This is a genomic window from Synechococcus sp. RS9907, assembly GCF_014279615.1.
GTDB lineage: Bacteria > Cyanobacteriota > Cyanobacteriia > PCC-6307 > Cyanobiaceae > Parasynechococcus.
In genome coordinates this window covers 1052542-1071415 of sequence record NZ_CP047944.1, presented here as the reverse complement: position 1 = coordinate 1071415, position 18874 = coordinate 1052542, and the positions used below count along the sequence as shown (strand labels likewise).

Sequence of the window (18874 nt, the reverse complement as noted above, 5' to 3'; positions counted from 1 at the left end):
AATCCCTTCATTTCAATCGAATGGCCCTCGGGATCGGCGACCGGCTCCCCTCCTTCAGCCTGGAGGATCAGAACGGCGACCTTCGCACTCCCGCTTCGGTGCAGGGCCGCTGGCTGGTGCTGTTCTTCTATCCCAAGGACGACACACCTGGCTGCACAGCTGAAGCCTGCAGCTTCCGCGACAACGCAGAGAGCTTTGCTGCCCTCGATGCAGAGGTCTGGGGCATCAGCGGTGATGACGCCGTCAGCCACCGCCGTTTCGCCAGCCGCCACAACCTCACGTTTCCGCTGCTGTGCGACCGCAACAACGCCCTGCGCCGCGAGATGGGTGTGCCCAAAGCCCTTGGCCTGCTGCCCGGTCGTGTTACTTACATCGTTAATGGCGAGGGGGTGATCCGTCACACCTTCAGCAACCTCCTGGATGGCCCGGCCCACGTGCGTGAAGCACAGCAAGTGCTGAATCAACTGCGCGGTTGAGCATGGCCAACTGGCGTCAGCTGGGTGCGATCTGGCAACTGCGGCCGGCCGAACCCACGGGATTGATCGAATTCATCGGCGGCAGCTATCTGGCGGCCACCCCCCAGATCAGCTACCGCAGGCTGCTGGAAGAGCTGGCGGCGGATGGGTTGGCGGTGCATGCCTGGGCCTATGTGCCCGGGTTCGATCATCAACGTCAGGCCCGCGATGCCTGGAGTGCCTTCCGCTCTGCGCGTCGCCAACTTGAGGAGCGCTGCGGAACCTTTGGGGCTCCGCTGCGGCTTGGCCACAGCCTGGGATGCAAGCTTCACCTGCTGGCCCCCGATGGGGGTCGGGGCAGCAGGGCTCTGGTGGCCCTGAGCTTCAACAACTTCAACGCCGATCGCTCGATTCCCCTCCTGGGGGAACTGGCACCAAGGCTCGGGGTGGAAACCGAGTTCAGCCCAAGCCCAGCTGAAACGCTTCGCTTGATCAGCCGCCACTACCAACAGGAGCGGAACCTGGTGGTGCGCTTCGGGCGCGATGAACTTGATCAAAGCGGCGATCTGATCCAGGCCCTGCGAGAACGTGCTTCCGACGCCAGCTCAACCCTGGAGCTGCCCGGTGATCACCTCACCCCGGCCAGTGCAGGGCTGCGGCGCAGCTTTCTCGGAGACTGGGCGGATGACCCCAGACGGGTGGCGGTCATCCGTCAGCTGAGCCGAACCATCGGCCAGGCGATCAGGCCCTGAGGCGATCCAGCACGGAGCGATCTTCCAGGGTGCTGGTGTCGCCACTCACCTCCTGACCCGCCGCCAGGGCCCGCAGGATCCGGCGCATGATCTTGCCGCTGCGGGTCTTGGGCAGAGCATCACTGCAACGGATCTCATCCGGCCGGGCAATCGGACCGATTTCCGTTCCCACGTGGGCGCGCAACTCCTTCACCAGGGCGTCATCGCCCTCGCGGCCCGCCTCCAGGGTGACGAAAGCCACGATGCCTTCGCCCTTGAGGTCGTCGGGCCGACCCACGACGGCCGCCTCCGCCACCGCGGGGTGACTCACCAGGGCTGATTCAATTTCCATCGTGCCGAGACGGTGGCCTGAGACATTGATCACGTCATCGACGCGACCCATCACCCAGAAGTAGCCATCGGCATCCCGCCTAGCACCATCCCCCGCGAAATAGAGGTAAGACCCATCGGCAGGACGGATGTGCTCCCAATAGCTTTCGCGGAAGCGTTGGGGGTTGCCATGCACGGTGCGCATCATTCCCGGCCAGGGGGCACGCACCGCCAGGTACCCGCCTTCATTGGCACCGCAGCTGTTGCCTTCCGCATCGATGATGTCGGCCTGAATGCCGGGCAGGGGCAGGGTGGCGGAGCCGGGCTTGGTGGGCGTTGCCCCCGGCAGGGGGCTGATCATCACCCCGCCGGTTTCGGTCTGCCACCAGGTGTCGACGATCGGGCAGCGGTTGCCTCCAATCACGTCGCGATACCACATCCAGGCCTCCGGATTGATCGGTTCGCCAACAGTGCCAAGCAGGCGGAGGCTGCTCATGTCGAACTGATCCGGGACGGAGCGCCCGCTCTTCATGAACGCCCGGATTGCGGTGGGAGCCGTGTAGAAGATCGAGATCTTGTGTTTCTGGATCAACTCCCAGAAGGCACCGGGCTTGGACGGTCGCGGCGCACCCTCGTACATCACGGTCGTGGCACCGTTCGACAAGGGGCCATAGACGATGTAGCTGTGGCCGGTGATCCAACCCACATCGGCCGTACACCAGAAGACATCCTCATCCCGGATGTCGAAGATCCACTGGAAGGTGAGGTGGGCCCAGAGGTTGTAGCCGGCGGTGGTGTGAACAACGCCCTTGGGCTTGCCGGTGGAGCCGGAGGTGTAGAGCACGAACAGGCGGTCCTCGCTGGCCATCGGCTCAGCGGGGCAGTCGGCACTCTGACCCTCCACCAGGTCATGCCACCACTGATCACGACCGGAAACCATCTCAACGTCCTGCTTGGTGCGCTGCACCACAAGCACGCCGGTCACCGAGGGGCAAGCGCCATTGGCCAGCGCCGCATCCACCGCAGGCTTGAGAGACACCGGCTTGTCCTTGCGGAAGCCGCCATCAGCGGTGATCACCGCTTTCACTGCACCATCGTTGAGACGGTCCCTCAGGGCCTCGGCGGAAAAGCCGCCGAACACCACTGAATGGGGTGCACCGATGCGCGCGCAGGCGAGCATGGCGATCGCCGCCTCAGGCACCATCGGCATGTAGAGCGCCACAAGGTCACCCTTGCCGATGCCCATGGCCTTGAGGCCATTGGCGGCTTTGCACACCTCGGCATGCAGTTCCCGGTAAGTGAACCGGCGCACATCCCCCGGTTCTCCTTCCCAGATCAACGCTGTCTTCTGCGCCGTTGGTCCATCGAGATGACGGTCCAGGCAGTTGTAGGAGAGGTTCGTGGTGCCGCCCTCAAACCAGCGCGCGAACGGAGGATTCGACCAATCGAGCACGGTGTGGAAGGGCTCGAACCAATGCAGTTCTCGACGGGCGGCCTCACCCCAGAACGCATCAGGATCGTTTTTGGCGGCATCGGCCATGGCCCCGTAGGCCTCGAGGCTGCCGATGCGCGCTTTGGCGGAGGTGTCTGCTGGCGGCTCGAACACCCGCTGCTCCTGCAGCACGCTTTCGATGGTGGTGTTGGCGTCGGTCACAGCAGACTGCGCAGTGCTTCTCCTGGAAGGGTAAGGAGCAGGACCCCGCTTGATCCAGGTCCCGTATCAATCCGTCGGACGATAATGCAGTCGATGCGAAAGGATTGAGCTGGGCATCGCCATCCCGGGATGAAACTGCCACCTGCCGCTTGCCTGTTCGATCTGGATGGGCTTCTGCTCGACACCGAGCCGCTGCATGGCCGGGGCTGGTGGGAAGCCGCGGCCCACTTCGGCACCCAGCTGAGCGAGGCCCAGTTGATGCAGCTGAAGGGCCGTCGCCGGCTCGACTGTGCGGCCCAGGTGGATGCATGGCTGGCGAAACCGGTGGGCGCGGATGCCCTGTTGGCGGTGCAGCAGCCGATCGTGCGTGCCCTGCTTCCGGATGCTGCCCCGATGCCTGCCGCGCAGGAGCTGGTGGCGCATTGCCACAACCGGGGCATCCCCATGGCACTGGTCACCAGCAGCAGCAGCGAGGCCGTTGCATTCAAAGCAGCCCCCCATTCCTGGCTCGAGCTGATCCAGGAACGGGTCTACGGCGACGATCCCGAGCTCGACGCGGGCAAACCCGACCCCGCACCCTTTCGCCTTGCTGCCCACCGGTTGGGGCTCAATCCAAGCAACTGCTGGGCCCTGGAGGATTCCCAGGCCGGCAGCCAATCGGCCCATGGCGCTGGGTGTCAGGTCTGGCTGGTGAACCCCAAGGGATCAGACCAAGCCAACCTGAACACCAACCCCTGTTCGATCAACAGCCTGGCTGTTGTGTTGAGGCTGTTGTCTTGAGGTATCCGCTCAGTACAGACGGCTGAGAACGAAGTCCGGCAGTTCCATCAAGGCGCGTTGCGCCGCAGATTCAGGCAGCCAGGCGATTGATTCACGGGATTCGCGGGCAAAGGTTTCCGCCAGCTCACGGGTGCGTTCAATCGCCTTGGAGGCCCGCACCATCTCCAGTGCCTTGTCCAGGTCACCGGGCTCGGAGAACTGGCGATCGATCAACGGCTGCAGCGATGGGTGCTCCTCAAGGGCATAGAAGGTGGGTGCGGTGAGGTACCCGCTGGCGAGATCACTGGCTGCGGGCTTGCCGAGCTGCTGGTCGTTTCCGGTGAAATCGAGGATGTCATCCACCACCTGGAAGGCCAGACCCAGCTGGCGGCCGAATTGGTAGAGGCTGTCGAGCTGGGTCGGCGAGCAACCGCTGAGCACACCTGCAGCACGGCAGCTGTTGGCAATCAGAGATGCCGTTTTGCAGTAGCTCTTTTCGAGGTAAGTCTCAAAGGTTTGGGCGGTGTCGAAGCGGTAAAGCCCCTGCTTCACCTCCCCATCCGCGAGGTCCATGATCACGCGGCTGAGCAACTTCACCACATCGAGGTCATCGAGGTTGGCGAGGTGCCAGCTGGCCTGGGCGAAAAGGAAGTCGCCAGCAAGCACAGCGACGCGAGCATCAAAGCGGCTGTGGACCGTGTCCACACCGCGCCGGGTCGACGCCTCATCCACCACATCGTCGTGAACGAGCGAGGCCGTGTGGATCATCTCTGTGATCTCGGCCAGGCGGCGGTGGCGGGGCGAAAGCTCTCCCTGTGCGGCGAGGGCCCGGGACAGCAACAGAACAATGCCCGGGCGCAACCGTTTGCCACCGGCGCTGAACAGGTGTTCCGCAGCAGCCTGAAGAATGGGGTGACCTGCTCCGATCAGGCTGCGCAGGTCTCCGAGCAGGGTTTCAAGATCTGTCTCTACCGGTTGGAGTAGCTCGGTAACGGTGCTCATGACTCCCCTCGGCGCCGCGATCCTAGTGGCCCCACGCTCAGTCCTGCAGGAGCTCGAGGCTGACGGAAGGCCGCTGGCCCAGCCAGGGGGTGGCGCGCATCGCGAAGCCATCGGGGTCAGCGGTGACACAGAAGCGGCAGCTCTCCAGGGAAAACGGGCTTGGGATCGCGGAGATCCGCGGCGGTGGTCCCAAAACGGCGTCCAATTGACGGGCCACGCCAATGGCCGGGTCAATGATCTGAACCGACTCCGGCAGCAGTTGCCGCAACAGGGGCACCAGCAAGGGGTAATGGGTGCAACCCAGCACGATCGTCTCCACCGAAGCGGCCAGCAGGGGGTCGAGATAAGCCTGGGCCGAGCGGCGCAGGTCTTCACTGTTCATGTCGCCGGCTTCGATCAGCGGAACGAACGCTGGGCAAGCCTGTTCAATCACCACCGACCCGGGGTGAAGGGCTTCGATGCTGGCCCGGTAGGCCGAGGAGGCCACAGTGGCCGGTGTGGCCAACACACCAACGCGGCGGGTTTCGACCATCGCCGCTGCGGCACCAATCAGGCCGATGACGGGTGCCCCGGCCTGCCCCTCGGCCACATCCCTGGCCAAGGCGTTGGTGGTGTTGCAGGCCATCACCACCGTGGTCACGTGCTGGTCCCGCAACCAACCCACCACTTCTGCGGCAATGCGCCGGATGTCATCCGGTTGACGGTTGCCGTAGGGAACCCGTGCCGTGTCACCGAGGTAAACGCAGGGCACCGGTCCATGGCGTTCGAGCACCCGGCGGAGAACCGTCAGGCCACCCAGGCCGCTGTCGAAGAACCCCAGCAGTTGCAGCGTCATCTCACCTCCTGCTTCAGGTAATTGAGGATGCCGGCCGCCAGGGCCAAGGCCAACCGGCGGCGATGGTCGGCGTTTGCCAGACGCGGCGCATCAATCGCCCCGGTGACAAATCCCATCTCCACCAGGGCCGAAGGCATGGTGGTGCGACGGATCACAAAGAATCGACCTCGCCTGACACCGCGATTTGGTGTTCCGGGAGAGACATCCATCATCTGCTGCTGCAGGTAGGAGGCCAGGCGTCCGGAACGGGGATCGGAGAAGAAGAAGGTCTCGATCCCGTTCACATCCGGACGGTTCATGCTCAGGGCATTGGCATGGATGCTCACAAAGGCGGTTGCCCCGGTTCGATTCGCCAAGGACACCCGCGGCGGCAGGTCCACATCCACCTCCCGTGTGCGGGTCAGCTGAACATCGACGCCACGGGCCTTGAGCAGGTCCGCCACCTGCAGCGACACATCCAGAACCACGTTGGTTTCTCGCAAACCGCCGATACCGATGGCCCCGAGGTCAGGGCCACCGTGACCGGGATCGATCACAACGCGATATTTGTTGCGGGTCACCGTCGGAAGCCCGGAGGGATCCACCGGCGTCCGGCTGGGACGGAAGCCTCCCGGCGGCATCCAGGCCGTGGCACGGCCGCTGAGATCGCCTTCACCGAAATCATCCAACCCGCGGGTGGGCAGGCCGGTGAAGACCAGTTCCCAGCGGTCCGGGGCGGTTCCACGAAGACGCAGATCGTTGGGGTTGAGATCCACGTCCGGACGGAATTCCACCACCAGACGGGTGGCCCCGGCGCGGGGCTTGCCCAGCCTGATCTCACGGACGGCACCTCGACCGGCCAAGCGGCGGGGAAACCTCAGCTCGCCGGGGAAGTCAATCCAGACCCGGGTGCCGCGGCCATCACTGGCCGCCTGAAAAAAGGCTTCCAAGCGAGCGTTCCGGCTCGTTCGCAGCTTGAGGACACCCTCCTCGGTGAAAGCCCAGGCCGCAAGGGCACTGGCGGCCCGGGCGGGCAACGCCTGGGTGAAGGCAGTGCACTGCAGGGCTGCGGCCAGAAGCCAGGCCAGCCGTCGGGACGACGCTGGAGCCATTGCGCTCAGAACAGGGCGGGCTGACGGTGCCGAAGGCTCGGCATCTGACCCCGAACATGACCGAGGTGATTGGTGTTCACCGGAGCAATGGCAGCTCCCGCCTGGACACCCGCATCGGCAAGGACCGTTCCCCAGGGATCAATCACCAGAGCGTGTCCGTGGCTCTGTCGGCGGCCGTGGTGGACTCCCGTCTGCGCCGGAGCAACCACATAGGCCGTGTTCTCAATGGCCCTGGCCTGAAGAAGAACCTGCCAGTGGTCCTTTCCGGTGAAGGCTGTGAATGCCGCAGGAATCATCAGCAGGTCTGCGCCGGCACCGACGAGATGGCGATAGAGCTCAGGAAACCGCACGTCGTAGCAAATGGACAGCCCCACCTTGCAGAGTCCGGGAATCTCAACAACCGGAGGCAAATCACGCCCTGGGTTCACGGTTGCCGACTCGCGGTAGGTGTTGCCGTCCGGCAGGTCGACATCAAACAGATGGATCTTGTCGTAACGGCCCAGAAGCATGCCGTCGCGGTCAACAAGTTCGGCGCGGTTGAGTGTGCGTGATCCATCACCCACCGGCACGGGAAAGCCTCCGCCCAGAAGCGCCACCTGGTAGCGGCGCGCCATGGTCACCAGAAAGCGACTGCACTGCTCAGCCAGGGTTGGGGCCAGCTCCAGGCGCCGGCTGTCTTCACCCATGAAGGCGAAATTCTCCGGCAGACCGATCAGTTCAGCTCCACGGCGTGCAGCCAGATCGATCTGTTCTTCAGCCGCGGTGAAGTTGAGCTCCGGATCCTGACCGCTCGTCAGCTGGACAGCAGCCGCCAGGAAGTCGCTCACTTGAATCGATCAGATCAGCCGATTTTACTGAGGTTCAGGCCGCCCGAAGCACCCCGGGTTCGACCTGTGTCGGAACGACACTCAGCTGATCAAGGCCTGCACAGCAACGGAAATCCGCGTCGTGATCGCCCAGGCGAATCAAGCGCTGACCGTGGGTCGCCGTGCGCAGACAGGCCTCAGGATCGGATTGCCACTGACGCCAGAGGGAAACGGCCGCCGTGAGTTCGTCGTTGGCAGCACTGCTCCCGGTGGGATCCAGCTCCAGCAAGCGATGGCCCAAGGCGCCAGCAGCCAGTGAATCCTCCAGGGAATAAGCCCCCTCCCAACCGCTGCCGACGATCGCCAGATGGCTGGGTTGCTTGGCCAGCAAACGCTGGGCCACGGCATCACGGTTCGGCAAGGCGGCCGTCAACAGCAGGGGAACCGCGCGCACACGATCCAAAGCCCGGGTGCCGTTGGTGGTGCTCATGAACAGACGCTTGCCACCCACCTGCTCCGGCGTCACAGCAACAGGTGAATTGCCCAGGTCAAATCCCTCGAGCATCTTCCCCCCGCGTTCACCCAACAGCAGCCGGACATCTGCGGGCCACGCGTCTGCCGCCGCCCGCAGATCGTCAAGGCTGGCGAAGGCCTGCACTGCCTCAGCACCGTTGTGCAGCGCCCAGGCAATGGTGGTGGTGGCCCGCAGCACGTCAATCACCACCGCCGCATCGGGGCGAAGGTCCTGCGGCATCTCTGCCGGCACATGGAAGTAGGAGATCTGCATGGCCACGCTGAACACCGGCGTGCGACACAGTACCGAGACCGCTTGCGCCGAGACCGTCATCCCATGGCCCTGTTCCAATCCGGTCCGGCCACCCGAGATCTGCGGGGCTTTCTCAAGCTGCTTGAGGACCGGGGCCAGCTGCGACGGATCACGGCTCCGGTGGATCCCGACCTCGAGCTCGCCGCCATCGCCGACCGGGTGCTGAGCCAGGGGGGGCCCGCCCTTCTGTTCGAGAACGTGATCGGCTCCTCGATGCCGGTGGCCGTCAACACCCTCGGCACCGTGGAGCGGGTGGTGTGGAGCATGGGCCTCGAACGGGCAGAGCAGCTGGAGGAGCTGGGGTCTCGGCTGGCCCTGCTTCAACAACCCCGACCGCCCAAGGGCCTGCAGGAAACCAAACAATTCGCCCGGGTCTTCTGGGACCTGGTCAAGGCCAAACCCGATCGGGACCTCACACCCCCCTGCCGGCAGCAGGTGTTCCGCAGCGATGAGGTCAATCTCGACAACATTCCCCTGATCCGGCCCTGGCCCGGCGATGCCGGGGGGGTGATCACGCTTGGGCTGGTGATCACCAAAGATCCCGAAACCGGGGTCCCCAACGTGGGCGTCTACCGGCTTCAGAAGCAGTCGGTGAACACGATGACCGTGCACTGGCTGAGCGTTCGCGGCGGCGCCCGCCACCTGCGCAAAGCCGCCGCCATGGGCAAGAAGCTGGAGGTGGCGGTGGCCATCGGCGTGCATCCGCTGTTGGTGATGGCTGCAGCCACACCGATCCCGGTGCAGCTGAGTGAATGGCTGTTCGCAGGCATCTATGCCGGAGAGGGGGTTCGTCTGGCCCCCTGCAAAACCATCGACCTGCAGGTGCCCAGCCACAGCGAGGTGGTGCTGGAGGGAACGATCACGCCGGGAGAGGTGCTGCCGGATGGTCCCTTCGGGGATCACATGGGGTTCTACGGCGGTGTGGAGGACTCACCTCTGGTGCGCTTCCACTGCATGACCCAACGGCGGGACCCGGTGTTTCTCACCACCTTCAGCGGTCGCCCGCCCAAGGAAGAAGCGATGTTGGCCATCGCGCTGAACCGGATCTACACGCCGATCCTGCGGCAGCAGATTCCGGAAATCACCGACTTCTTCCTGCCGATGGAAGCGCTGAGCTACAAGCTGGCGGTGATCTCGATCGACAAGGCCTATCCGGGGCAGGCCAAGCGGGCGGCCATGGCCTTCTGGAGTGCCCTGCCGCAATTCACCTACACCAAATTTGTGGTGGTGGTCGACAGCCACATCAATGTGCGCGACCCGCGCCAGGTGGTGTGGGCCATCGCAGCTCAGGTGGATCCCCAGCGCGACCTGTTCACCCTGGAGAACACACCCTTCGACACCCTGGACTTCGCCAGCGAACAGCTGGGCCTGGGGGGACGACTGGCCATCGATGCCACCACCAAGGTGGGACCGGAGAAGAATCACGAATGGGGGGAACCCCTCAGCCGTCCGGCTGATCTGGAACAACGGGTCAGCGACCGCTGGGCCGAGCTGGGTCTGGAGGACCTCGGCAGCGACGACCCCGACCCCAGCCTGTTCGGCTATGCCCTCGACCGCCTGATTCAGGGCCTGAAGACAGGCCAATAGGATCAGCCCAACGACGTTGCGACCTTGAGCGGCACAGGCCAATCCGACCACCCCCGCGAGCTCAAGGCCGGAGGAAGCCTGCAGGGACGGGTGAAGGTCCCGGGCGATAAATCGATCTCCCACAGATCCCTGCTGTTCGGCGCCATCGCCGAAGGCACCACCACAATCGATGGACTTCTCCCCGCCGAAGACCCCCTGAGTACGGCCGCCTGCCTGCGGGCCATGGGCGTCAGCATCAGCCCGATCACCGATGGCGGCATCGTCACCGTTGAAGGTGTGGGCCTGGATGGATTGCAGGAGCCGGCAGAAGTGCTCGACTGCGGCAATTCCGGCACCACGATGCGTTTGATGCTGGGCCTGCTGGCGGGCCGCGACGGTCGCCATTTCGTGCTGGATGGCGACGCCTCCCTGCGCCGTCGCCCGATGCGTCGGGTGGGCCAACCGTTGGCCTCAATGGGTGCGGAAGTGCGTGGCCGTGATGGCGGCAACCTGGCGCCGCTGGCGGTGCAGGGGCGCCAGCTGAAAGGAACGGTGATCGGTACGCCCGTGGCCAGTGCTCAGGTGAAATCAGCCCTGCTCCTGGCTGCGCTCACGGCCGAGAGCCCGACCACGGTGATCGAACCGGCCCAGTCCCGTGATCACAGCGAGCGGATGCTGAAGGCCTTCGGCGCCGATCTCACCGTTGGCGGCGAAATGGGACGGCACATCAGCGTGCGTCCCGGCGCCACCCTGCAGGGCCAGAACGTGGTGGTCCCCGGTGACATCAGCTCGGCGGCCTTCTGGCTTGTGGCTGGAGCCTTGATTCCAGGAGCCGATCTCACCATCGAGAACGTGGGGCTCAACCCAACACGCACAGGAATCCTCGAGGTGCTGGAGCAGATGGGAGCCCGGATCGAAGTGCTCAACCCCCGCGATGTGGCGGGCGAACCGGTGGGCGATCTGCGGGTGACCCACGGTCCCTTAAAGCCTTTCCACTTCGGCGAGGAGATCATGCCCCGCCTCGTGGATGAAGTGCCGATCCTCAGCGTCGCCGCCTGTTTCTGCGAGGGCGAGAGTCGGATCAGCGGAGCCTCTGAACTGCGGGTGAAGGAAACCGATCGACTGGCCGTGATGGCCCGCCAGCTCAAAGCCATGGGGGCCGACATTGATGAACACGAAGACGGCATGACCATCCGCGGTGGTCGCCCGCTGAAGGGAGCCGTGCTCGACAGCGAAACCGATCACCGGGTGGCGATGAGCCTCGGCGTTGCCGCGATGCTCGCCGACGGCAACTCCAGCCTGGCGAGAAGCGAAGCCGCCGCAGTGTCGTATCCCTCGTTCTGGGACGAACTTGAACGGCTCCGCTGCTGAGCTTGGTGCGCTCAGCGTCTATCCGACGGCGGATGGCAGCTTCAGCCTGCACAGCGATCACTTCGGCGAGGCCTTTCACAATTCGGCGGGGGCCCTGAATGAGGCCCGGGCGAAGTTCGTCCAGCCCGCGGAGCTGCAGCGCTTCGGCAAAGGCTCTGCCCTGAAGATCCTGGATGTGTGCCTGGGGCTCGGCTACAACACGGCCGCTGTGCTGGAGGCCTTGCCAGCGGCTGGGCCAGCCGTGCAGTGGTGGGGGCTCGAGCTGGACCGGCGCCCCCTGGAGCAAGCCTTGGACCAAGCAAGCTTCCAATCCCTCTGGTCCGCCCCTGTGCTGGCGAGGCTTGAAGCCATTCGCGACCACGGCGGCTGGCAGGAGCCCAACAACCAAGGAATCCAGCTCTGGGGTGATGCTCGAGCCATGCTCCGGGAGATTCCTGAGCCCGATCGCTTCGATCTGGTGCTGTTGGACGCCTTCTCTCCCCAGCGCTGCCCGGAACTGTGGAGCGAGGAATTCCTGGGAGCCCTGGCGCATCGCTTGGCGCCACAGGGACGGTTGCTCACCTACAGCCGTTCCGCCGCAGTGAGAGCCAGCCTGAAGCGAGCCGGCTTGAGCTTGTTTTCCCTGCTGCCAGCCCCGGGTGAGCGGGTGGGGTGGAGCAGCGGCACCCTGGCCACGCCCGCAGACTCCGGCTGTCCGCAGGACGGACCCGTTTGGCGGCCCCTCTCGGCGATGGAGTGGGAACACCTGCAGACGCGGGCGGCCGTGCCGTTTCGCGATCCCTATGGCAACGCCACGGCCGAGGTCATCCTTGAGCGCCGTCGTGTTGAGCAAGAGCAATGCGGCTACGAAGCCACGAATGCCTGGCAAAGGCGCTGGCGCAAGGACAGTCCGTCCTGAGCCCGGTAGATTCCGCCCGTCTTCCCCCCGCTCCGCATGCTCGCCGTAGCCGTTCTGGCCGCTGGAAAAGGCACCCGCATGAAGAGCGCGCTCCCGAAAGTGCTCCAACCCCTGGCGGGAGCCACCCTTGTGGAACGGGTGCTCGCCAGTGCCGGCAACCTGCAACCGGAACGGCGCCTGCTGATCGTTGGTCATCAGGCCGAACGGGTGGAGCAGCAACTGGCCCCGCTCGGCGGCCTGGAATTCGTCCTGCAGCAGCCCCAGAACGGCACAGGCCATGCGGTTCAACAGCTGATCCCATCGCTGCAGGGCTTTGACGGCGAACTGCTCGTGCTCAATGGCGATGTGCCGCTGCTGAGACCTGAAACAATCGACGCGCTCGTGCAACAGCACCGGGCCAGCGGCGCCGATGTCACCCTGCTGACGGCGCGGCTGGCGGATCCAACCGGGTATGGACGTGTGTTCGCCGATCCCAACGGCCAGGTGAGCGGCATCATTGAGCATCGCGATTGCACGGACGAGCAACGCAACAACAACCTCACCAACGCTGGGATCTATTGCTTCAACTGGAGTGCCCTGGCCAACGTTCTGCCAAAGCTCAGCACGGACAACGATCAGGGGGAGCTGTATCTCACCGACACGGTGGCGATGCTGCCAAAGGCCATGCACCTGGAGGTGGCCGATGCCGATGAGGTGAACGGCATCAACAACCGTCGGCAACTGGCCCAGTGCGAAGCCCTGCTGCAGCAGCGGTTGCGCCACCACTGGATGGATGAAGGGGTCACCTTCATTGATCCGGAAAGTTGCACCCTGAGTGAAGGCTGCAGCTTCGGCCGCGATGTGGTGATCGAACCGCAAACCCATTTCCGCGGCCGCTGCGTGATCGGCGACAACTGCCGGATCGGCCCCGGAAGCCTTGTGGAAGATGCCTCTTTGGGAGCCAACGTCAGTGTGGTGCACTCGGTGGTGCGGGAGGCCAACGTCGGCAACGACGTCGCCATCGGCCCCTTTGCTCACCTCCGGCCGGCGGCCGATGTCGGCGATGGCTGCCGCATCGGCAACTTTGTGGAGGTGAAGAAAAGCCAGCTGGGGGCTGGCACCAAGGTGAACCACCTCAGCTACATCGGCGACGCCACCCTCGGGGAGACCGTCAACGTGGGGGCAGGCACGATCACCGCCAACTACGACGGCGTGAACAAGCACCGTACCGTGATCGGCAGTAACAGCAAAACGGGGGCCAATTCCGTGCTGGTCGCTCCGGTCAACATCGGAGAACGCGCCACCATCGGAGCAGGCTCGACCATCACCAAGGATGTGGCGGATGGCGCCCTGGCGATTGGACGCGCCCGCCAGATGACCAAGGAAGGTTGGGCTCAACGAAAGGTCTGATCCAGCCCATTCCGACCAGCTGGCTCAGAAGCGCGGCAACAACGGAATCAAGCGTTCCAGGGCAACGCCGCGGCTGGCCTTGAGCAGCAGAACATCACCAGCATCCAGCCAGGCTGCCAAGGGAGCTGCAGCATCTTCCGGGCTGGCCACCAGCTGCAGTTTGGGCAGGGATGACGCCACCTCAGCCATCACCTTGCCCTCCGCGCCGCCATCCACCAACACCACGCCGTCCAAGCCGAGCTGAACAGCACGTTCAGCAACCTGACGATGCAGCTCCAGGCTGCGCTCCCCGAGCTCCAGCATCGTGCCCAGCACGGCAAAACGTCGCCCCGGTTGGGCAGCCAACAGCTCCAGGGCCGCCAACACAGCCTCAGGCGAGGCGTTGTAGGTCTCATCGAGAAGCGTCAAGCCACCCTGCTGCAGGCGGCGGTTGCGTCCGCCCGGCACGGTCACCTGCATGCCTTGCAACTGCTTGCGAGACACGCCCAATTGATCGGCAACAGCAACGGCCAAGAGCAGGTTGCGGGCGTTGTGACGCCCCTCCAGCTGAAGCGGGAGACGATCCGCCTCGATCTGCAACTGATCCCCATCCATGGCTCCAATCAGATCGGATTCGGCCTCGGGATCGTCAGCCAGGCGCACGCGCAGCACGCGGCCGGACCAGACCGCCGCCAAAGCTGACTCCAGCAGGGGATCACCGGCGGGAATCACCACGGCCCCGTTCGGATGAAGCCCAGCGGTGATTTCACATTTGGCCGCTGCAATCGCTTCACGGCTGCCGAGGCGCCCGATGTGGGCTGTGCCGATGTTGGTGATCACCGCCAGATCAGGCTCCGTGCAGCGGGAGAGACGCTCGATCTCTCCAGGCCCGCGCATGCCCATCTCGATCACCAAAGCCGCATCAGCTGCCGTGGCACCCAGAACGGTGAGCGGAACACCGACATCGTTGTTGTTGTTGCCCTCACTGGCGACGATGGAACCCAGGGGTGCCAAGGCCGCTCGAATCAACTCCCGGGTCGTGGTTTTGCCGGCTGAGCCCGTCACTGCCACCAGAGGCTTGCCCAGGGCGCGGCGATGCAGCAAGGCCAGCTGTTGATAGGTCAGCAGTGTGTCGTCCACCCGCCAATGCAGCAGCTCCGGCGGTAGCGGCTCAACCCAGCTGCGGCTCACCACAGCTGCCTGGGCCTTGCGTTCAGGCAGTTGCTCGAGGAAGTGATGGCCATCGAAACGCTCACCCACCAGGGGGACAAAAAAATCACCCGCCTGAAGCTGACGGCTGTCGGTGCACACCCGTCCCACCAAGGCATCGGGTTCCAACCTGCCGCCCTGGGGTATCCCCCAGGCATCGATTAGCTGACGCAGCGTCAGGGTCATCCCACCAACCCGAGGTCGAACAGGATCATGCCGCCCCCAACCCGGGCCGACCGCCCCAGCAGATCGCCCTGTTGATTGACCAACTCAAGACTGGCGTAATCCAGCTCGAATGCTGACTGAAGCCAACTGGAGGCAAGGGTCTGACGCTGGTCGATTGGCGTCTGCGCCCAAACGTCAACGGACAACTCCAACAGCAAGCGGTCCTGCTCCGGAACAGGCTTGGCTGAGCGGAGCAGTCCTTCGGGGACGGCCGTGTCCTGAAACAGCTCGAAAAGAGGATCGAAACTGAGTTGGGGTTGGAGGGGCTGCTCCGGCTCAAAGGATTCCACGGCCGGCTCAGCATCCATCGCTTCCGGAATGGGGGGTAGCTCCTCTTCCACGGGCTGTGGTGCTGGGATCAGCTCCGGCACGGGAAGCTCAAGCGGAGACGTGCGCTGCAGCTCGACCGGCTCCGGACGCAGTTCAAGGCGAGCATGGTCCTGCCAGAAGCGGATCCCAGCCAGCGGCAGCAGAAGCAGCAACACCAGCAGCAGCGGCCAGAAGCTGGGGGCCAGATCCCGGGGCCAGAAGCCTGGAACCGACAGCTCTCCCTCCCGATTGCGACGCCAGAGTTCCTGGCCCCTAAGCCGAACATCGGCGGCCATCGCCTGCAGGTTGCGGCCGAACTCCAGCCAGGGGCTGACGTAGGGAGCCGGAAGATTGCCCGATGGATCCCCTGCCAGGGACTCAGATTGAGCCTCAGAGGGGGAGTCGGATCGGGCGCGCTCGCTCAAACTCAACTGGATCGACGACCGAAGAGACGGTTCAGCGGGTTGCGGCCGGCGGAGGTCACCTCAGCAGGGACGCTGGTCTCTTCAGTCTGCCCCTCAGGACGGGAGGGGTCAGCAGCCTGACCCTGGGAGAACTGTTCCACCAGGGCAGCGTCAGGTGTGGGCTCCTTGATGCCGCAAACGTCCTTGTACATGAGGTCGTAATCGACCGCGGAACGATCCCAGCTGTAGTCCTGATTCATGCCGCGTTTCTGCAGCTCAACCCAACTGTCGCGGTGGCGGAAAGCCTCCCAGGCCCGCACCAGGGCTGTGTAGAAGTCGACCGGCTCAAAGCGATCGAAGCAGAATCCCGTGCCGCTGTCGGCAACGGGGATGTGGGGTGGGACCGTGTCGACCAGGCCACCAACCTTGCGGACCACCGGCACCGAGCCGTAGCGCATGGCATAGAGCTGGCTGATGCCACAGGGCTCAAACCGGCTGGGCATCAGGAAGGCATCGCTGCCGCCGTAGATCAACCGCGAGAGGTCGTCGTCGTAGGTGAGGAAGACGGCGCACTTGCCCGGGTGACGCGATGCGAGTTGCCAGAGCCCGGATTCCAAACCACGGTCACCGGTTCCCAGCACAACGATCTGGGTGTCGGTGTAGGCCAAAAGGCGATCGGCAACCTGCAGCAGCAGATCAACTCCCTTCTGGTCGACAAGGCGACTCACCATGCCGAGAACGAAGGCGTCCTCACGCACCTCCAGCCCCATCCGCTCCTGGAGCACCTTCTTGCACACCGCCTTACCGGAAAGATCGTCGGCGCTGAAATTCGCCGGCAGGGAGCGGTCGGTGGCTGGATCCCAGGCCTCCAGATCGATGCCGTTGAGGATGCCGCGCAATTTGCCCGAGATGAAATTGAGCAGACCCTCCAGCTTTTCGCCGTATTCCGCGGTGCGGATCTCCTGGGCGTAGGTGGGCGACACCGCGTTGACGCGATCGGCGTAGAGCAGGGCTGCGGCCATGGTGTGATCGCCCTGCATGTACCAGGGGCACCAGGTCATCCGATCCAGCTTCCAGCGCCAGGGCCCCTGGTACTTGAGGTTGTGGATCGTGAACACCGTGCTGATGTCGGGGTCCTGGTGCATCCACACCGGGATCATCCCGGTGTGCCAGTCATGGCAGTGCAGCACCTGCGGTTTCCAGACGTTCCAGGAGAATTCAGCAGCGGCGCTGGCGAAAAAGGTGAAACGCCAGTCCTCGTCCTCGCCGCCGTAGATGCGCTCGGGGTCGAACACGGGGTGCCCCACCAGGTAGATCGTCATCCCATTGGTGGGATGCTTCGTTTCATAGACGGCGAATTCGGTGCCCATGGTCTGGGCCCGCCAGATCGGATCCGCCGGCACGTTGAGGCGACTCCAGAGCTTGGCGTAGCCCGGCATGATCAGGCGCACGTCGTGGCCGAGTTTGGCCAATGCCGGGGGCAAAGAGCCAACGACATCGCCCATCCCTCCAACCTTGATCATCGGGGCGCATTCCGCTGCGGCGAAGAGGATGCGCATGTCTCAGATCGGCGTTGGCGCGGCGACTTTAAGGGGAATTTAGGAATCTGTTCCGTCAGGGGAGAACCGTCACCTGAGTTCCAAGCGACACCTGGCGATACAGGGCACTCACATCCTCGTTGTAGAGCCGCACGCAGCCATGGGAGACAGCCCGTCCCACCGTCCAGCGGTGGGGGGTGCCGTGGAACCCTGTGGTGGTGCACCCCTTGATCGTGATCCAAGCCTCGCCGTCATGGGCATCACGGCCGAGGCAGTCGCGATGAAATGCGATCCAGTGGCTGCCCAAGGGGTTATCTGGCCCTTGCTCCTCAACGCGCTCGCCACTCACCGGGTGCACCCACACAGGATTGGGAATCTTCTGCAGCACTTCAAAGCGACCGGTGGGGGTCTCCCAGCCGGGCATGCCGACGGCCACCGGGAAGGCGTTGCGCAAGGTGGCGTGATCAAGCAGAAACACGCGGCGACGGCCGCGCAGCATCACCACATGACGACTGCTTTTGCCCCGCAGATCCTGAGGCAGTGAAGCCAGGCCTGCCGTCACGGAATCCTGAGCCGCCGCCTGCAGCAGGGCCAGCGGTTCCGGGGGAGGCAAGGGCAACATGCTCGTCAGGGTAACCAGCCCGTCTCAGAAAAGTCCGGAGGCCGCTTCTCAAGGAAGGCATTGCGGCCTTCTACAGCTTCTTCGGTTCGATAAAAGAGATGCGTGGCGTTGCCGGCAAGCTCCTGAAGCCCGGCAAGGCCATCGGTTTCGGCATTGAAGGCGGCCTTGAGGCAACGGATGGCCGTGGGGCTGTGCTGCAGCACCTCCCGGGCCCAACGCACCCCTTCCGCCTCGAGCTGCTCCAACGGCACCACGGCATTCACGAGCCCCATCTCCAGGGCCTCCTGGGCGCCATAACGGCGGCAGAGGAACCAGATTTCACGAGCCTTGCGCTGGCCAACCACCCGCGCCAGGTAGCCCGCACCAAAGCCACCGTCAAAACTGCCGACCTTCGGGCCGGTCTGGCCGAACACAGCGTTGTCGGCGGCAAGGCTGAGGTCGCAGAGCAGATGCAACACCTGGCCGCCGCCCATGGCATAGCCGGCCACCAGGCCAATCACCACCTTGGGCAGGCTGCGGATGATGCGCTGCAGATCGAGCACGTTCAAGCGCGGCAGGCCGTCCTCGCCGACGTAACCACCATCGCCGCGAACGCTCTGGTCGCCGCCGGAACAGAAGGCATAGCCACCATCGGGGGCTGGACCAACCCCCGTGAACAGCACCACACCGATGTCACGGTCATCCCGGATGCGCGTGAAGGCATCACAGAGCTCCATCACCGTCTGCGGGCGAAAAGCGTTGCGCTTGGCGGGGCGGTTGATGGCCACACGCGCCAGGCCGTCCGCGCAACGGTCCACCAGGATGTCCTGGTAGCTGCCCCACGGTGTCCATTGCGCGGTTGGCGCACCGGGGAGCACCTGACGCATGTCACTCAT

18 protein-coding genes are annotated in these 18874 nt (G+C 64.5%); 7 read left to right on the top strand and 11 right to left on the bottom strand.

Going from position 1 to position 18874, the window contains the following annotated elements:
- Positions 1 to 20: 20 nt before the first annotated feature.
- Together SynRS9907_RS05800 and SynRS9907_RS05795 are read left to right on the top strand one after the other, a co-directional pair.
- On the top strand, positions 21 to 476 hold the full coding sequence (locus tag SynRS9907_RS05800; RefSeq protein WP_188022120.1) for a peroxiredoxin: 456 nt from the start codon (positions 21 to 23) through the stop codon (positions 474 to 476).
- Between the two features lie 2 nt (positions 477 to 478).
- Positions 479 to 1207, top strand: coding sequence for a DUF1350 family protein (locus tag SynRS9907_RS05795; RefSeq protein ID WP_114989005.1), 729 nt, complete (start codon positions 479 to 481; stop codon positions 1205 to 1207).
- Here SynRS9907_RS05795 and acs read toward each other — a convergent pair.
- Positions 1197 to 3170 (bottom strand): acetate--CoA ligase, encoded by a 1974-nt coding sequence (gene acs / locus SynRS9907_RS05790; protein ID WP_188022119.1) that lies wholly within the window; start codon positions 3168 to 3170, stop codon positions 1197 to 1199. The two genes, SynRS9907_RS05795 and acs, sit on opposite strands and share 11 nt — an antisense overlap.
- Before the next feature lie 129 nt (positions 3171 to 3299).
- On the opposite strand from acs, the gene SynRS9907_RS05785 reads away from it, so the two are divergent.
- Entirely contained in the window at positions 3300 to 3950 is a 651-nt protein-coding gene (locus tag SynRS9907_RS05785) for an HAD family phosphatase (RefSeq protein WP_188022118.1), read from the top strand.
- A gap of 9 nt (positions 3951 to 3959) precedes the next feature.
- On the opposite strand, the gene sds is transcribed toward SynRS9907_RS05785, so the two are convergent.
- From sds to SynRS9907_RS05760, 5 genes are read right to left on the bottom strand one after another with little or no spacing between them, the layout of a single operon-like run.
- Positions 3960 to 4931, bottom strand: a complete 972-nt coding sequence (gene sds, locus SynRS9907_RS05780) for a solanesyl diphosphate synthase (protein WP_188022117.1) — start codon at positions 4929 to 4931, stop codon at positions 3960 to 3962.
- A gap of 37 nt (positions 4932 to 4968) precedes the next feature.
- Complete coding sequence (murI, locus tag SynRS9907_RS05775) at positions 4969 to 5766, bottom strand: glutamate racemase (RefSeq protein ID WP_188022116.1); 798 nt, start codon at positions 5764 to 5766, stop codon at positions 4969 to 4971.
- Entirely contained in the window at positions 5763 to 6857 is a 1095-nt protein-coding gene (locus SynRS9907_RS05770; protein WP_188022115.1) for an N-acetylmuramoyl-L-alanine amidase, read from the bottom strand. Before SynRS9907_RS05770 ends, murI begins: the two co-directional genes overlap by 4 nt.
- A 5-nt stretch (positions 6858 to 6862) precedes the next feature.
- Positions 6863 to 7684 (bottom strand): carbon-nitrogen hydrolase family protein, encoded by an 822-nt coding sequence (locus SynRS9907_RS05765; protein WP_186515184.1) that lies wholly within the window; start codon positions 7682 to 7684, stop codon positions 6863 to 6865.
- Positions 7685 to 7718: 34 nt separating this feature from the next.
- Positions 7719 to 8450: a 2-phosphosulfolactate phosphatase family protein gene (locus SynRS9907_RS05760; protein WP_188022372.1), complete on the bottom strand. Its 732-nt coding sequence runs from the start codon at positions 8448 to 8450 to the stop codon at positions 7719 to 7721.
- Between the two features lie 63 nt (positions 8451 to 8513).
- Here SynRS9907_RS05760 and SynRS9907_RS05755 point away from each other — a divergent pair, with 63 nt between their 5' ends.
- From SynRS9907_RS05755 to glmU, 4 genes are read left to right on the top strand one after another with little or no spacing between them, the layout of a single operon-like run.
- Entirely contained in the window at positions 8514 to 10076 is a 1563-nt protein-coding gene (locus SynRS9907_RS05755) for a UbiD family decarboxylase (RefSeq protein ID WP_188022114.1), read from the top strand.
- Between the two features lie 24 nt (positions 10077 to 10100).
- Positions 10101 to 11426, top strand: a complete 1326-nt coding sequence (gene aroA, locus SynRS9907_RS05750; protein ID WP_188022113.1) for a 3-phosphoshikimate 1-carboxyvinyltransferase — start codon at positions 10101 to 10103, stop codon at positions 11424 to 11426.
- Positions 11407 to 12324, top strand: a complete 918-nt coding sequence (locus SynRS9907_RS05745; protein WP_188022112.1) for a tRNA (5-methylaminomethyl-2-thiouridine)(34)-methyltransferase MnmD — start codon at positions 11407 to 11409, stop codon at positions 12322 to 12324. The genes aroA and SynRS9907_RS05745 overlap by 20 nt, the downstream gene beginning before the upstream one ends.
- A gap of 36 nt (positions 12325 to 12360) precedes the next feature.
- Positions 12361 to 13713 carry a bifunctional UDP-N-acetylglucosamine diphosphorylase/glucosamine-1-phosphate N-acetyltransferase GlmU gene (gene glmU / locus SynRS9907_RS05740; RefSeq protein WP_188022111.1) on the top strand — a complete coding sequence of 451 codons (1353 nt, stop codon included), beginning with the start codon at positions 12361 to 12363 and terminating at the stop codon, positions 13711 to 13713.
- 24 nt (positions 13714 to 13737) lie between these two features.
- On the opposite strand, the gene murF is transcribed toward glmU, so the two are convergent.
- Genes murF through menB form a run of 5 tightly spaced genes read right to left on the bottom strand, consistent with a single transcriptional unit; the run spans position 13738 to position 18874 of the window.
- Positions 13738 to 15087: a UDP-N-acetylmuramoyl-tripeptide--D-alanyl-D-alanine ligase gene (gene murF, locus SynRS9907_RS05735; protein WP_188022110.1), complete on the bottom strand. Its 1350-nt coding sequence runs from the start codon at positions 15085 to 15087 to the stop codon at positions 13738 to 13740.
- Complete coding sequence (locus SynRS9907_RS05730; protein WP_255446008.1) at positions 15084 to 15860, bottom strand: hypothetical protein; 777 nt, start codon at positions 15858 to 15860, stop codon at positions 15084 to 15086. Before SynRS9907_RS05730 ends, murF begins: the two co-directional genes overlap by 4 nt.
- 2 nt (positions 15861 to 15862) lie before the next feature.
- Complete coding sequence (gene glgA, locus SynRS9907_RS05725) at positions 15863 to 17398, bottom strand: glycogen synthase GlgA (protein WP_188022108.1); 1536 nt, start codon at positions 17396 to 17398, stop codon at positions 15863 to 15865.
- 55 nt (positions 17399 to 17453) lie between these two features.
- Entirely contained in the window at positions 17454 to 17999 is a 546-nt protein-coding gene (locus SynRS9907_RS05720; protein ID WP_188022107.1) for a L,D-transpeptidase, read from the bottom strand.
- A gap of 5 nt (positions 18000 to 18004) precedes the next feature.
- Entirely contained in the window at positions 18005 to 18874 is an 870-nt protein-coding gene (menB, locus tag SynRS9907_RS05715; RefSeq protein WP_188022106.1) for a 1,4-dihydroxy-2-naphthoyl-CoA synthase, read from the bottom strand.